Annotated in this window: 11 protein-coding genes; all 11 read left to right on the top strand. The window is 68.8% G+C overall.

Annotated features, from left to right (window positions below; translation table 11 throughout):
* The first annotated feature begins 258 nt into the window (after nt 1-258).
* Nucleotides 259-696, top strand: a complete 438-nt coding sequence (mraZ, locus tag L5G28_RS13990; protein ID WP_236998522.1) for a division/cell wall cluster transcriptional repressor MraZ — start codon at nt 259-261, stop codon at nt 694-696.
* 202 nt (nt 697-898) lie between these two features.
* Nucleotides 899-1,894, top strand: a complete 996-nt coding sequence (rsmH, locus tag L5G28_RS13985) for a 16S rRNA (cytosine(1402)-N(4))-methyltransferase RsmH (protein WP_308191980.1) — start codon at nt 899-901, stop codon at nt 1,892-1,894.
* A 16-nt stretch (nt 1,895-1,910) separates the two neighbouring features.
* Nucleotides 1,911-2,786, top strand: a complete 876-nt coding sequence (gene ftsL / locus L5G28_RS13980; protein WP_237002064.1) for a cell division protein FtsL — start codon at nt 1,911-1,913, stop codon at nt 2,784-2,786.
* Nucleotides 2,787-2,807: 21 nt separating this feature from the next.
* Nucleotides 2,808-4,691 (top strand): peptidoglycan D,D-transpeptidase FtsI family protein, encoded by a 1,884-nt coding sequence (locus L5G28_RS13975; protein ID WP_372477231.1) that lies wholly within the window; start codon nt 2,808-2,810, stop codon nt 4,689-4,691.
* A gap of 202 nt (nt 4,692-4,893) precedes the next feature.
* Nucleotides 4,894-6,975, top strand: coding sequence for a UDP-N-acetylmuramoyl-L-alanyl-D-glutamate--2,6-diaminopimelate ligase (locus L5G28_RS13970; RefSeq protein ID WP_237002063.1), 2,082 nt, complete (start codon nt 4,894-4,896; stop codon nt 6,973-6,975).
* 97 nt (nt 6,976-7,072) lie between these two features.
* A complete protein-coding gene (gene mraY, locus L5G28_RS13965) occupies nt 7,073-8,161 on the top strand; it encodes a phospho-N-acetylmuramoyl-pentapeptide-transferase (RefSeq protein ID WP_236998519.1) in 1,089 nt (362 codons plus the stop codon).
* Nucleotides 8,151-9,677 (top strand): UDP-N-acetylmuramoyl-L-alanine--D-glutamate ligase, encoded by a 1,527-nt coding sequence (gene murD, locus L5G28_RS13960; protein WP_237002062.1) that lies wholly within the window; start codon nt 8,151-8,153, stop codon nt 9,675-9,677. Before mraY ends, murD begins: the two co-directional genes overlap by 11 nt.
* Nucleotides 9,674-11,344 carry a putative lipid II flippase FtsW gene (gene ftsW, locus L5G28_RS13955; protein ID WP_372477230.1) on the top strand — a complete coding sequence of 557 codons (1,671 nt, stop codon included), beginning with the start codon at nt 9,674-9,676 and terminating at the stop codon, nt 11,342-11,344. The genes murD and ftsW overlap by 4 nt, the downstream gene beginning before the upstream one ends.
* Complete coding sequence (gene murG / locus L5G28_RS13950) at nt 11,341-12,480, top strand: undecaprenyldiphospho-muramoylpentapeptide beta-N-acetylglucosaminyltransferase (RefSeq protein ID WP_237002061.1); 1,140 nt, start codon at nt 11,341-11,343, stop codon at nt 12,478-12,480. Before ftsW ends, murG begins: the two co-directional genes overlap by 4 nt.
* Nucleotides 12,477-13,952, top strand: coding sequence for a UDP-N-acetylmuramate--L-alanine ligase (murC, locus tag L5G28_RS13945; protein WP_237002060.1), 1,476 nt, complete (start codon nt 12,477-12,479; stop codon nt 13,950-13,952). Before murG ends, murC begins: the two co-directional genes overlap by 4 nt.
* Nucleotides 13,949-14,671: a cell division protein FtsQ/DivIB gene (locus L5G28_RS13940; RefSeq protein WP_237002059.1), complete on the top strand. Its 723-nt coding sequence runs from the start codon at nt 13,949-13,951 to the stop codon at nt 14,669-14,671. The genes murC and L5G28_RS13940 overlap by 4 nt, the downstream gene beginning before the upstream one ends.
* The last annotated feature ends 100 nt before the right edge of the window (nt 14,672-14,771 follow it).

The raw sequence follows: 14,771 nt of genomic DNA, 5'->3' as shown, positions 1-14,771 counted from the left end.
CCGCGGGGTCTAGTGCTGTCTCACCAGGCACTTCACTAGCTTCTAGCCCCGTTGGAAACGCGCGACACGCGGATGGCGCAACAGAAAAGTCTGAGAATCCCGCAGGTGCAATTGCCATGACCTGGGCTTTTATGTCGTGGTGGTGGGAGAGTGGGGTGCGAGGGGTGGAAAGTGGTGCAAAGTGGGGTAGTGTGGGCATCACTGAGCGAGGCGGATACCGGAACCGCCAAGTTCGGGACAGGGTGAGGAGGTACCGACATGGCTCGTTTCGTCGGCACGTACACACCCAAACTCGATGACAAAGGGCGACTCACATTGCCCGCGAAGTTTCGGGACGCACTGTCAGGAGGGGTCATGGTCACGAGAAGCCAGGATCACAGCCTGTCGGTGTATCGAGCCGAAGAGTTCGACTCCATCGCGGACAAGGCCGTGGCGGCCTCGCGCAACGATCCAGAAGCGCGAGCGTTCCTCCGGTACTTCTTCGCAGGCGCCGACGAACAGCGACTCGACGGGCAGGGGCGAGTGAGTCTCTCGAGTGAGCATCGCGGATATGCGTCGCTCACCAAGGAATGCGTGGTGATCGGCTCGTACGACCACCTCGAGATCTGGGACGCGCAGAAGTGGCGCGAGTACCAGGCGGCACATGAGGAAGCGTTCTCGAGCGCAGGCTCGGCGGCGCTGGACTCAATCCTCTAGACGACCCGGACCACCTAGAGAAGAACGAAGAGCTCGACGAACTGAACACGATACGACGACACCTGCGGTGAGATGAGGCCTCGGCCCGATCGACCCTGACGTACTTCCCCAACGCCAGGTGCGCTCGGGCGGGGACCCCGCCTCACCGCAGCGTCGTATCCGCCAGAAGTACGCGGCAACGGCGAACGCAGGGGAGGACACGGTGAACGAACGTCAGCACGGCGAACACGGCCACGTGCCGGTGATGGCCGAGCGGATGTTCCGACTCCTGGAGCCGGCGCTCACTCGCTCGGCCGACGACGCGGCCGGCAGCGTCCTCGTCGACGGAACCCTCGGAGCAGGCGGTCACGCCGAGTACTTCTTGAGCAGGCTGCCCGGACTCACCGTCCACGCGATCGACCGCGACACCTCGGCGATCGACATCGCGCGCGAACGACTCGCATCGTACGGCGACCGGCTCTTCTACCACCACGCGCGCTACGACGAGATCGGCGCCGTCGCCGCGGAGGCAGGGCTGGCCTCGGTCGACGGAGTGCTCCTCGACCTCGGTGTGTCCTCGATGCAACTGGACCGGCCCGACCGCGGGTTCGCCTACGCGGTCGACGCCCCGCTCGACATGCGGATGAACGCCGACGACGACATGACCGCGGCCGACATCTTGAACACCTACGACCACGGAGCCCTGGCTCGGGTCCTCAGCGAGTACGGCGAAGAGCGATTTGCCGGGAAGATCGCGTCGGCGGTCCTGCGCGAGCGGGCGATCGAGCCGTTCACCACGTCCGGACGGCTGGTGGAACTGCTGTACGCGACGATCCCGGCGGCCACCCGGCGAACCGGAGGGCATCCCGCCAAGCGCACCTTCCAAGCGCTGCGGATCGAGGTGAACCGTGAACTCGAATCGTTGCGCAGTGTGATCCCGGCGTCCCTCGACCTGTTGGCGGTCGGCGGACGGCTCGCCGTGATGAGTTACCAGTCGCTCGAGGACCGGATCGTCAAACGCGACTTCGCGAAGGTCGTCCGCAACACCACCCCGGCCGGGCTGCCGGTGGATCTACCGGGCACGGCCGCCCGGTTCGCGCTCGTCACACGGGGCGCGGAACAGGCCGATGAGGCAGAGAGAGAAGAGAATCCGAGGTCGGCGCCGGTGCGTATCCGGGCGATCGAACGGGTAACGGCAGACGTCGGGGGACGTCAGTGAACGAAGGGGGAGCGCGATGAGCACAGTGATCGACGATCGCAAGAAGGGGCGCGGAGACCGGGCTCCGGGGCCGCGAGCCCACGCGAGCACGGCACGCCGGACCCGAGGCTCCGCGACAGCCGATCGCGCCACGAGGTCGAAGGCCGCCCAGCGTGCACTCGACCGGCGCGAGCGTCGCCTCGCCCCCGAAGGCGCGGTCGCCGCCGTCACTCGCAAGCGGGTCGGCGGCATCCCGCTGGTCTTTCCCGTGCTGCTCCTCATCGTCGGCGCGCTCGGCCTCACCCTGTACTTGACGACGAAGTCCGCGCAGGACTCGTACGCCCTCGATGCCATGCGCAAACAGAACCAGACGCTCCAGGACAAGCGCGACAACCTCAAACGCCAACATGACCTCGCCGATTCGGCCCCCGCCCTCGCGGCGAAGGCGGGCGAACTGGGCATGGTGCCCAGTGACGGATCCGTCCAGATCGTCATCGGAGCCGACGGCAAGGCGCGGAAAGTCGGAGCCGCGACGGCATCGAACGGGAAGCGCTTACCCGACCTGAATCCGGCTCCGGACCCGGTGGACAAGATCGACCCGAAGGACGTCGACGACTCTGAGGGCCTGAACGGCTCAGATGACACCGAGTCAAGCGCCGGACCGACCACCGGCACCACGGCGACGCCCGCGCCCGCCACGCCGTCGACGCCTGCACCCCCGACCCAGACCACGCCGACCCAGACCACGCCGACCCAGACCCGGACCACCCCGGCCGAGACCACCCAGCCGAACGGACCGCACCCCAACGTGCGCCCCGCGCCGGACGGTCGTCGCCAGGTGGGTGCTCCGCGGACGAATGTCACTCCGCCTGCGGACGCCACGCCGGAACGTAATACCGAACCTCCGCGCTGACGCGGTGCAGAATCGACCATCATGACCCGATCCCGTTCCATGCGCCCGCCGGCCTTCCGGCCGGGCGCACGATCGACGGCTGGTGTCACCGAGCCCGGGCCCGAGGACGATCGGCTCGCCGAACTCGACACCGCGCCGTCCAAGCGTTTCATCGGCAGACAACGGATGATGTGGGTGATCGTCGCGCTGGCGTGTGCGCTGGTCGCCGGTCGGATGGTGTACGTCCATGTGATCGCCGCGGACTCCATCTCGGCGCAGGCCGCGCAGCAGCGCACGGTCACCGAGGTCCTGCCCGCCACCCGCGGTTCGATCGTCGACCGCAACGGCCAACTACTGGCGCACACCGACGACGCCCGCGCACTCACGTTCCTGCCCAAGTCGGTCCGTAAGTCGATCGCCGAGGAGCACGAGAAGGACCCGACGCTTCCCGACGTGGACACCCGCCTCAAGGAGATCGCGGCCGGCGTGTCGTCGGCCCTCGGCGGAAGCATCAGCACCGAAGATCTCCTCGCGAAGCTGTCCTCGGACAAAGACTTCGTGTACCTGGCCCGATCGATCACCCCCGAGGTCGCCAGCGCGATCATGACGGACTTCCCCGAGGTCGGCGCCGACCCGCAGAGCATCCGCGTGTACCCCGGCGGATCGCTGGCCGCGAACCTCGTCGGCGACGTCAACTACGACGGCAACGGCGCCGAAGGTCTCGAGTCGTCGATGGAATCGGTCCTCGCGGGCACCGACGGCACCGAGACCTTCGACCAGGGCGCGGACGGAGCCGTCATCCCCGGCAGCAGTCGCAACGTGCACCCGGCGGTCGACGGCGAGACCGTCCGCCTCACCATCGACGCCGACGTGCAGTGGTTCGTGCAGACCCAGGTCAACATGGCCAAGAAGGCGTCGGGCGCCAACAACGTCTCCGCAGTCGTCCTCGACAGCCACACCGGCGAGGTGGTGGCGATGGCCAACGACAACACGTTCAACCCGGCGATACCCGCCGACGAGCAGGTGGACGCCGACCGCGGCAACCGATCGGTCACCTCGCCGTTCGAACCGGGATCGGTCAACAAAATCGTCACCGCGTCCGCAGCGATCGAGTACGGAGTCACCAACCCCGACGAGGTCCTGCAGGTGCCGGGCTCGATTCGTATGTCGGGCATCACCGTCAACGACGCGTGGCAGCACGGCACCGCGCCGTATACGACCACCGGCATCTTCGGGAAGTCGTCGAACGTCGGCACCCTGATGCTGGCGCAGCGGGTCGGCGAACGGCGGTTCGCCGACATGCTCGGCAAATTCGGTCTGGGCGCCATGACCGGCGTCGGACTGCCCGGCGAGAGCCCGGGCGCAGTCCCCGCTCTCAGCCAGTGGTCCGGCGGCTCGTTCGCGAACCTGCCGATCGGCCAGGGGCTGTCGATGACTCTGCTGCAGATGACGTCGATGTACCAGGCCATCGCCAACGACGGCGTACGGGTGACGCCTCGGATCATCACCGGCGGCGACGAGCCCGAATCGGTGCGAGTCGTGTCGCCGAGCACCGCGCACACCGTGCGCGACATGTTCCGGGCCGTGATGCAGGACGACGAAGGGGGGCCGCAGCAGGGCACCGGCGCGTCCGGAGCAATCGCCGGCTATCAGACGTCAGGTAAGACCGGGACCGCCCAGCAGGTCGATCCCAAATGCAACTGCTATTCGCGGTCGAGTTACAACATCACGTTCGCGGGCATCCTGCCCGCCGAGAAGCCCCGGTACGTCGTCGGTCTCATGATGGACAATCCCGTCCGGAGTTCCGACGGCACCGGCGGGCAGAGCGCCGCGCCGTTGTTCGGCACGATCGGAAAGTGGCTCCTGCAACACGAGCGCGTGCCGTACTCGGCTGAGCCGGCTCCGCGCCTACGTTTACAGTCCTGACCGCAGCTTGCAGTCCTGACCGCAGCTTGCAGTCCTGACCGCAGCTTACAGTCCTGACCGCAGCTTACAGTCCTGACTACCGTCTGCAGTCCTGGCCGCGCACGAGTCGCGGTAGATTCATCTTCCGAACACCTGGTGGCCGACGGGGCGGCGGCGACGCGCCGCCGTCACGAGCGGCCGCCGAGACGAAAGGGGTAGCGCAGTGCACGCAGACCACGGTTCGCACACGGTTCGACCGCGGACGACCGAGCCGGTGGGCATCGCGGAACTCGCGCAACGCGCCGGTGCGGACGTCGACGGCCTCGCCGACGGCGTGAACGTCACCGGCGCCACCTTGCGGGCGCAGAGCTGTGCCCCCGGCGACCTGTTCGCCGCCATGCCCGGCCGTTCGCGGCACGGGGCAGAGTTCGTCGAGCAGGCGCTCGACGCCGGTGCGGTCGCCGTCCTCACCGACGAGGCGGGTCTCGCGATCGTCCGGGCCGTCGGTCGTGCCGCGCACCTGCCCGTCCTCGTCCACCCGGACCCGCGTTCGGTGCTCGGAGCGCTCTCGTCGCGGGTCTACGGCGACCCGTCGTCGTCGCTCACCCTGATCGGCGTCACCGGCACGTCGGGCAAGACCACGACGTCCTACCTGGCCGAAGCCGCGTTGCGGGCGACCGGAGCGAGCGTCGGCATCGTCGGCACGACCGGCTCGCGGCTCGACGGGGAACCGATTCCGAGCGAGTTGACCACGCCGGAGGCCCCCGACCTCCAGCGTCTGCTGGCCGTCATGCTCGAGCGCGGCGCGGACGCGGTCGTGATGGAGGTGTCCAGCCACGCGTTGTCGCTCGGCCGCGTCGACGGTTGTCGCTTCGCGGTCGGCGCGTTCACGAACCTGTCGCAAGACCACCTCGACTACCACAAGACGATGGGCGAGTACTTCGCCGCGAAAGCGCGTCTGTTCGCCGCCGACTCCGGCGTGCGCGCGGAACGGGCGGTGGTCTGCGTCGACGACGAGTGGGGGTCCCGAATGGCTGCCGTCGCCGCCGACAGCGGACGCAGCGTCGTCACCGTGTCCACCGGCACCGGTGGGGCCGGCGGGTGGCGCGTCCTGGCGACCGCCCCGACGGGGCAGGGCAGTCAGCGGGTGCGCGCAGTCGACCCGACGGGTGCCGAACACGACCTGCTGGTTCCGCTTCCCGGGGCGTACAACGTCGCGAACGCGCTGCTCGCCGTCGCGGCCGTAGCCGAGGCTGGTGTCGACGTCGACCGGGCGATCGACGGGTTGGCGCAGGTGAGCGTGCCGGGGCGCGTCGAGAAGATCGAGCGCGGTCAGGACTTTCTCGCGGTGGTCGACTACGCGCACAAGCCCGCAGCCGTGAACGCCGTCCTGGCCACGCTCGCCGCGCAGTCGGCCGGGCGGATCGGCGTGGTCCTCGGGGCGGGCGGCGATCGCGACACGGAGAAGCGACCGTTGATGGGGGAGGCCGCCGCGCGCGGTGCGGACCTCGTGATCGTCACCGACGACAACCCGCGCAACGAAGAGCCCGCCGCGATCCGCGCAGCGGTCATCGCGGGCGCGGACCGGACGCCCGGCGGCGAGCGTCGAGCCATCGACGTCCGGGAGATCGGCGATCGGCGGGCCGCGATCACCGCAGCCGTCGAGTGGGCCGAACCCGGTGACGTCGTCCTGGTGGCGGGCAAAGGGCACGAGACCGGCCAGGAGATCGCGGGCGTCACGCATCCGTTCGACGACCGCCTCGTGCTCGCTGACGCTCTAGACGCGCGGACGACGTCGTCCGAGCCGTTGCACGTGCTGGTCGCCGACTCGGGAGCCGACGTAGCCGACGCCAAACGGCTCCTACGTGAGATGGTCGCGGTGGCAGCCGAATCCGGGGCCGGAAGTCAGCATCGCGGGACCGGCGACGAACCTGTGCGACGTACGTGGGCGGTGTTCGGCGAACTCCCCGACCCCGAGTGCCTCGACGACAATGCGCGCGCGGTCGCGCACGACGGGCTTGGCCGACAAGCCGTACGGGTAGCCGTCGACAAGATCATCGCGGTGGGGCAGACGCGCATCGTCCGTGCGCTGCACCAGGGCGCGGTCATGGAGGGCTCGTGGGGCGACGAGGCCGCTTTCGTGGCGACCCCCGCCGACGCCGTCGAGCACATGCGGACCGAGCCCGGCTATGCGCCCGGGCCGGGCGACGTCGCCGTCGTCGCCGGCCCCGACGATCTCGCCACCACTCTTCTCGACTACTGGCAGAACAGGGCAGGACTGCAGGTCAGGATCGTCGACCGGTGATCTCGGACGCGCGACGGGTCACCCGATGCGTCGCACCGGGCCGCCGTCACGATAGATTCAGAATTCAACTTCTCTCGACGAGTGAGGACTTCCAGCTGTGACCCAGATTCTGATCGCGGGAGCGATCTCGCTGGCTGTGTCGATTCTGCTCACCCCCGTACTGATCAAGGTCTTCTCTCGTCAAGGCTTCGGCCAGGAGATCCGTGTCGAGGGGCCGCAGAGTCATCAGTCCAAGCGGGGCACCCCGTCCATGGGCGGCGTCGCGATCCTCGCGGCGCTGTGGCTGGGTTATCTGGGCGCGCACCTCGTCGGTTACATCCAGGACGGGTCCGGGCCGAGTGCGTCGGGCCTACTCGTGCTCGGTCTGGCGACGGCGCTGGGCATCGTCGGATTCCTCGACGACTTCATCAAGATCCGCAAGCAGCGCAACCTCGGATTGAACAAGACCGCCAAGTCGGTCGGGCAGTTCCTGGCCGCGATCATCTTCGGTGTCCTCCTCCTGCAGTTCCGCAACGGCGCCGAACTGACCCCTGCCAGCGAACACCTCTCGTATGTCCGCGACATCAACGTCATCTCGCTGTCGGCGATCGGCTTCGTGTTCTTCTGCTGGCTCGTGGTGGCCGCCTGGTCGAATGCGGTGAACTTCACCGACGGACTCGACGGTCTCGCCGCCGGATCGGCGGCGATGGTGATGGGCGCGTACGTGCTGATCACCTTCTGGCAGTTCCGGCAGTCGTGTGAACTGCTCGGCGCCACCGACGACAAGGCCGGCTGCTACCAGGTCCGCGACCCGCTCGACCTCGCCGTCGTCGCCGTCGCCGCGGGCGGCGCATGCCTCGGCTTCCTCTGGTGGAATGCCGCGCCGGCGAAGATCTTCATGGGCGACACCGGGTCGCTGGCTCTCGGCGGACTCGTCGCTGGTCTGTCGATCACCACGAAGACCGAGTTGCTCGCCGTCGTCCTCGGCGCGCTGTTCGTCGCAGAGATCGTCTCCGTCGTCGTACAGATCGCGTTCTTCCAGACCACCGGCAAACGCGTGTTCCGCATGGCGCCGTTCCACCACCACTTCGAGTTGGGCGGGTGGGCTGAGACCACCGTCATCATCCGGTTCTGGTTGTTGACGGCGATCGCGTGCGCGCTCGGCCTCACTCTGTTCTACGGCGAGTACATTTCGCATGCCGGCTGACGTCGCGGCGCCACTCACACTCGACGGCGCGCGGGTGCTCGTCGCCGGAGCTCGTGCGACGGGGCTGGCGGTATTGAACCTGCTCGCCGACCAGGGCGCGACGGTCACGATGCTCGACACCAAGTTCGTCGACGGCGCGACGGACCCCGAGTTGAGTGCGCGCGGTGTCGCGACGGTCGGGCCCGATGCATTCATCTTCGACGACGGAGCGGTGCGGGCTCCGTCGGACACGGACCTGATCGTCGTCTCGCCGGGCTTTAGGCCGGACGATCCGCTGCTCGTCGCGTCGGCCGAGGCGGGCATCCCGGTGTGGGGAGACGTCGAGCTGGCCTGGCGCGTCGATCGGGCAGGCCTGTACGGCGAGCCGCGCACCTGGCTGGTGATCACCGGGACGAACGGCAAGACGACGACCACCTCGATGGCCGAAGCCATCGGCGACACGGCTGGTCTGGCCGTCGCGGCCTGCGGAAACATCGGGTTGACCGTCGTCGACGCGCTGCGCGCCGACCCGCGTGCGGACGTGCTGTGCGTCGAGATGTCGTCGTTCCAGTTGCACTGGGCTCCGTCGATCCGTCCGACCGCAGGCCTCGTCTTGAACGTCGCGGCCGACCACCTGGACTGGCACGGATCGTTCGACGCGTACGCGCACGCCAAACAGCGGGCGCTCCTCGGCGACGTCGCGATCGTCGGGCTCGACGACGACGTCGCCTCTCGACTCCCGGTCGGCGACGGCTCGCGTCGCGTCGGGTTCACCGCGGGCACTCCGTCGGCCGGCGAGTTCGGGGTGATCGAGGGCATCCTCGTCGACCGTGCGTTCGCGGGCGCTCCGGTCCCGTTGATCGCCGCCGACCGGGTCCGACCCGTCGGCCCGTCGGGGTTGGCCGACGCCCTCGCCGCAGCCGCTCTCATGCGTGCGGCGGGCGTATCGGCAGATGCGGTGGAACGGGGGCTCGCGGGATTCACGCCGGGGGCGCATCGCGGGCAGGTCGTCGCCGACATCGACGGCGTCGTCTTCGTCGACGACTCGAAGGCGACCAACCCGCATGCGGCGCACGCCGCCATCGCCGCGTTCGACCGGGTGGTCCTGATCGCGGGCGGTTTGCTGAAGGGCGCGGCGGTCGACGATCTCGTCACCGCGAACGCGGATCGGCTGGCCGGAATCGTCGCGATCGGGACAGATCGCCAGATCATTCTCGATGCGATCGGGCGACACGCCCCAAAAGTCCCAGCAGTCACAGTATTCACAGGGGACGATGGTTCGGTGATGACTCAGCGGACTGGTGACGACACTTCCGCCATCACGGCGACCGGCGCGAACGGTGCCGACGCGGTGATGGCTCAGGCGGTCTCGGCCGCCTGGCAGTTGGCAGAGGCAGACGCTCGCGGCGGACGCGGCGCGGACGCGGTGCTCCTGGCGCCCGCAGCCGCATCGTTGGACATGTTCGCGGGCTACGGGGTGCGCGGCGATTCGTTCGCTGCCGCATCCGCCGCCCTCGCCGACGCGCGACGCCGATGAGCGCCCGGGAGGCTCGCGACGTCGACGACTTCCTCGACATCGAGACGCCAGACGACGAGGAGGACTCGGCTCTGCCGGAGGGGAGAACGGGGCTCGATGGCCCGGAGAAGTCCTCGTCTCGGAGCCTGAACCTGTCGATGTCGTCGGTCGACGTCCGCGGCGTCGTGACGACGTTCCGCGACGGCGTCAAGACGCTCCTCGGAAAACCGCTGACGTCGTTCCACATGGTGCTGTCGTTGACGGTGATCCTGACCGTCCTCGGGCTCATCATGGTCCTGTCGGCGTCGTCGGTCGAAGGCTACGCCAAAGACGGCTCCGCGTACGGGATGGTCACCACCCAGGCGATCTTCGCCGCGCTGGGACTCGTCCTGTTCTACGGGACGCTGAAGGTCCCGATCCGCTTCTTCCGTCGGTTCGCGACCGTCGGGATCATCGTGGCGACGCTGCTGCTGGTCCTCGTGCTCGTTCCCGGCATCGGCGTCGCCGTCAACGGTGCTCGCCGCTGGTTCTCCATCGCAGGCCTGTCCGTCCAACCGTCCGAGCTGGTCAAGGTGGCGCTCTGCGTCTGGGGTGCACACCTATTGGCGTCACGGCGGAGCGTCGGAACCTTCGGCAAGGAACTGCTCCTTCCGCTCGTGCCGGTCGGCGTCCTCATCTGTGCGCTCATCATCCTCGAACCGAACCAGTCGACGACGATGATCATCGCGCTCATCGTTGGCGCGCTCCTGTGGTTCGCCGGGCTGCCCGGCCGGGTGTTCGGCGGTTTCACCATCGGATTCATCGTGATCGCCGTCGTGCTCGCGCTGTCGTCGAGTTACCGCGCCGCCCGCGTGTTCAGCTACCTCGGCCGCACCGACGATCCGCTCGGTGACGGCTACCAGGCGACGCAGGCGCAGTACGCGCTCGCCAACGGCGGTGTCTTCGGCGTCGGCCTTGGCCGCAGCACCGCGAAATGGAACTATCTGCCGAACGCGCACAACGACTTCATCTTCGCGATCATCGGTGAGGAACTCGGCCTCATCGGTGCGCTCACCGTCGTCGCGCTGTTCCTCCTGCTCGGCTGGGTCGGCATGCGCATCGCCCGCCGCTCGATCGACCCGTTCCTGCGGCTGCTCTCCGCGACGATCACCGTGCTGTTCCTGGTACAGGCGTTCATCAACATCGGGTACGTCGTCGGCCTGCTTCCGGTGACCGGTATCCAGTTGCCGATCCTGTCGAATGGCGGCACGTCGATGCTGACGATGCTGACGATGCTCGGTCTGCTCGCGACGGCGGCCCGACACGAACCGGACGCGGTCCGCGCGATCAGCGCAGCCCGTCCGCGTGCACTCTCGCGAGTCCTACGCCTGCCGGTCCCCGAGATGTACCGTCCGCCACGCGCCGAGCAGCTCCGCGACCGCCTCGAACGTCGCCGTACGACGCAGAGCGACCGACGGCGACCCGCGCCCGTCCGTGCCCGGCGGTCGCGCCCGACGCAGGCGGCGCCGCGTCGGCGGGGATCGGTCTCGTCCGGTGAGATCCACTATCCTGGCGGGAGAGGCCGGTCGGCCCGGCAGTCCGAGACACCGCCGGAGTCGTTCCGGCGTGACCGGTCGCAGCCCCGCCGAGACAGGCGGCGAGGCCGCGGCGACGATTGGCTGAACGAACGGGAGTACAGGCGCCGGTGAGCAAGAACAGTGGGTCCGGCGTGAGGCCGTTGTCCGTCGTCGTCGCGGGAGGCGGAACGGCAGGCCATATCGAACCGGCGCTCGCCGTCGCGGACGCGGTACGCCGACTCGAGCCGACCGCGCGCATCACCGCCCTCGGCACCACGCGAGGGTTAGAGACGACGATCGTGCCCGACCGCGGCTACGACCTGAGACTGATTCCGCCCGTTCCGCTGCCGCGTAAACCCGGTGTCGAGTTGGCCAAGACACCATGGCGTGTCGCCAGGTCGGTTGCCGCGACCCGGAAGGTCTTCGCGGAGGTCGACGCCGACGTCGTGGTCGGTTTCGGCGGTTACGTGGCACTGCCCGCGTACCTCGCGGCGCGCGCGCACGCGCGTCGGTCACGTCGGCTGCCCGTGGTCATCCACGAGGCGAACGCCAGCGCGGGCATCGCCAATAAGGTCGGCGCCAAGTTCGCCGATCGAGTGCTGGCCGCCGTCGCCGACAGCGGTCTCGCGGACGCGCAGGTCGTCGGAATCCCGGTACGCGGCGCAATCGCCACCCTTGACCGCGCTGCGATCCGTGCCCAGGCGCGGCAGTTCTTCGGTCTGGCCCCGGATACGCCGACGCTCCTGGTTTTCGGTGGCTCTCAAGGCGCACAACGGCTCAACGAGGCCGTCGCGCCCGCCGCGACCGCCCTCGGGGCCGCTGGAGTCGGCGTGCTGCATGCGTACGGACCCAAGAACTCGATCGACCCGATCTCGCCGGACGGCGCACCCCCGTACGTCGGGGTCAGCTACCTCAACCGGATGGACCTCGCGTACGCGGCCGCCGACCTGGTCATGTGCCGGTCCGGTGCGATGACTGTCGCCGAGATCTCCGCGACGGGACTGCCCGCGGTGTACGTGCCGCTTCCCCACGGCAACGGGGAGCAGCGGCTCAACGCGCTGCCCGTCGAACAGGTCGGCGGGTGCGTGATCGTCGACAACGACGTCGTCACCGCCGAATGGGTCGGCCGCGAGATTCCGGCGCTCATCAACGACACCGACCGACTGGATGCGATGGGCGCGTCCGCTGCGGGCGTCGGCCATCGCGACGCCGCCGTCGCGGTCGCGAACGCCGCCCTGGAACTCGCACGAGAGAGAAGAAGCCGATGACCGCGCCCGCAACACCGCGGCAGCTGCCCACGCAGCTCGCCCGGGTCCACATGGTCGGTATCGGCGGAGCTGGCATGTCGGGCCTCGCTCGAATCCTGCTCGCTCGCGGCGGGCAGGTGTCCGGTTCTGACGCCAAGGACTCCCGCGGCATTCTCGCGTTGCGCACGAGGGGAGCCCTCGTGCAGGTCGGCCACGCCCCGTCGGCCCTCGATCTGCTCGACGGCGGGCCGACCGTCGTCGTCACCACCCGCGCGGCGATCCCCGACGACAACCCGGAGCTCGTCGCCGCACGCGAGCGCGGCATTGAGATCCTGTACCGCCCGGAGGTCCTCGCACTGCTCATGACCGACTATCGGACGTTGCTCGTGTCCGGCACACACGGGAAGACGTCGACGACGTCGATGTCTGTCGTCGCCCTCCAGCACAGCGGCGTCGACCCGTCGTTCGCCATCGGCGGGGAACTCAACGAGTCGGGTACCAACGCCCATCACGGGAGCGGTGACGTGTTCGTCGCCGAAGCCGACGAGAGCGACGGCTCGCTGTTGAAGTACACGCCGGACGTCGTCGTCGTGACCAACATCGAAGTCGATCATCTGGACTTCTTCGGGACCGAAGCCGCATACGTCGACGTGTTCGACGCGTTCGCCTCGCAGATCCGCCCGGGCGGCAGCCTCGTCCTGTGCCTGGACGATCTGGGATCGGCCGCGCTCGGCGGTCGGTGCGCGGCCCCGCTGGCCGATCGGGGAGTGGCGGTACTCGGCTACGGGTCGGGCACCCACGCCGACCTGGCTCCAGGAGTCCCGCTCGTCGCCGAACTGCTCGAAGTGACCCCGCGCGGAGCGGGCAGTACGTCGGCGGTCCGGCTGCACCCGCCGATCATCGACGGCGTCGTCGAGCGGTCGCTCGAAGTGACGCTGCCCGGACGGCACATGGCACTCAACGCGCTCGGTGCGCTCGTCGGCTGTGTGCGCACCGGCGTCGACGCCGACACGGTGGCCGACGGAATCGAGGGGTTCGGTGGAGTCCACCGGCGATTCGAGTTCCGCGGGCGGGAACGCGAAGTGGACGTCTACGACGACTACGCACACCATCCGACCGAGGTCCGCGCAGTGCTGGAGGCTGCGCGCGACGTGGTCCGTCACGGTTCCGGCCGGGTGATCGCCGTCTTCCAGCCGCACCTGTACTCGCGTACCGCCGAGTTCGCGTCCGCGTTCGCGGCGTCCCTCAGCCTCGCCGACGAAGTCCTCGTCGCCGACGTGTACGGGGCGAGGGAGGCTCCGCAGCCCGGAGTGAGCGGGCTCCTCATCGCCGACCGGGTGACGGTGCCCGCCGCGTTCGTGCCGAATATGTCCGAGATCGCTGGTGCGGTCGCCGAGCGCGCGCGACGCGGCGATCTGGTGCTGACGATCGGTGCAGGGGACATCACGATGCAGGCCGCGTCGATCCTGTCGGCGCTGGCTGCGAGCGAATGAGTTCTCGCCGCGGCCGCGGCGAGAACGGTCGACGTCCGAGCCGCGCGACGGTGATCGTCGCACTGGTCTTGGCGCTGATCGTCGTCGGTTCTGCGGTGGCCGTCGCCTATCTCACCCCGCTCATGTCGGTCCGCAACGTCGACGTCGTCGGCGCGAAGGTCGTCGACCAGACCGAGATCCTGCGCGTCGCGCAGGCGCCGACCGGCACACCGCTCCTGCAGGTCGACACCGCCGCGATCGCAAGCCGGATCGCCGTGCTGCCCGCGATCGAAGAGGTGACAGTCGAGCGGGAGTATCCGTCGACGCTCGCAATCGACGTGACTGAACGCGTCCCCGTCGCCATCGTGGAACAGGACGGGAAGGTCGCCGTGATGGACCGACTCGGCGTCACGTACCAGAGTTTCCCGGACCGGAAGTCGCTGCCGTCGACCTTCGCCGGGCTGCCGACGCTCGTCACCGATCATCCGGGGCCGAAGGATCCGACGACGACGGCCGTGCTGAAGGTCGCGCAGGCGCTTCCGCAGTGGCTACACGATCGGACGGCGTCGATCGAGGCGTCGTCGCCGGTGGACATCACGCTCGTCCTCGACAGCGAACGCCGTGCGGTGTGGGGCGATTCGTCCCAGAACGACGAGAAGGCCGAGTCGCTCCGTCAGATCCTCAGGCTCAAAGGCGACGAGTTCAACGTGTCGAGCCCGGATTATCCGGCGGTCAAGTGACGGAGAGCGCCCCTGCGTTCTGACCGTGTTCCCGCTTCTGACCGTGTTCCGGAGTCCCGTGCGCTGGGAACGCAGTGTTCTGAGCCCGGGCGAACAATTC

Origin of the sequence: Gordonia liuliyuniae (assembly GCF_021739025.1) — a bacterium.
Taxonomy (GTDB): Bacteria; Actinomycetota; Actinomycetes; order Mycobacteriales; family Mycobacteriaceae; genus Gordonia; species Gordonia liuliyuniae.
Note: the sequence above shows the minus strand (reverse complement) of the source record. Positions and strands in the feature narration are given on the sequence as shown.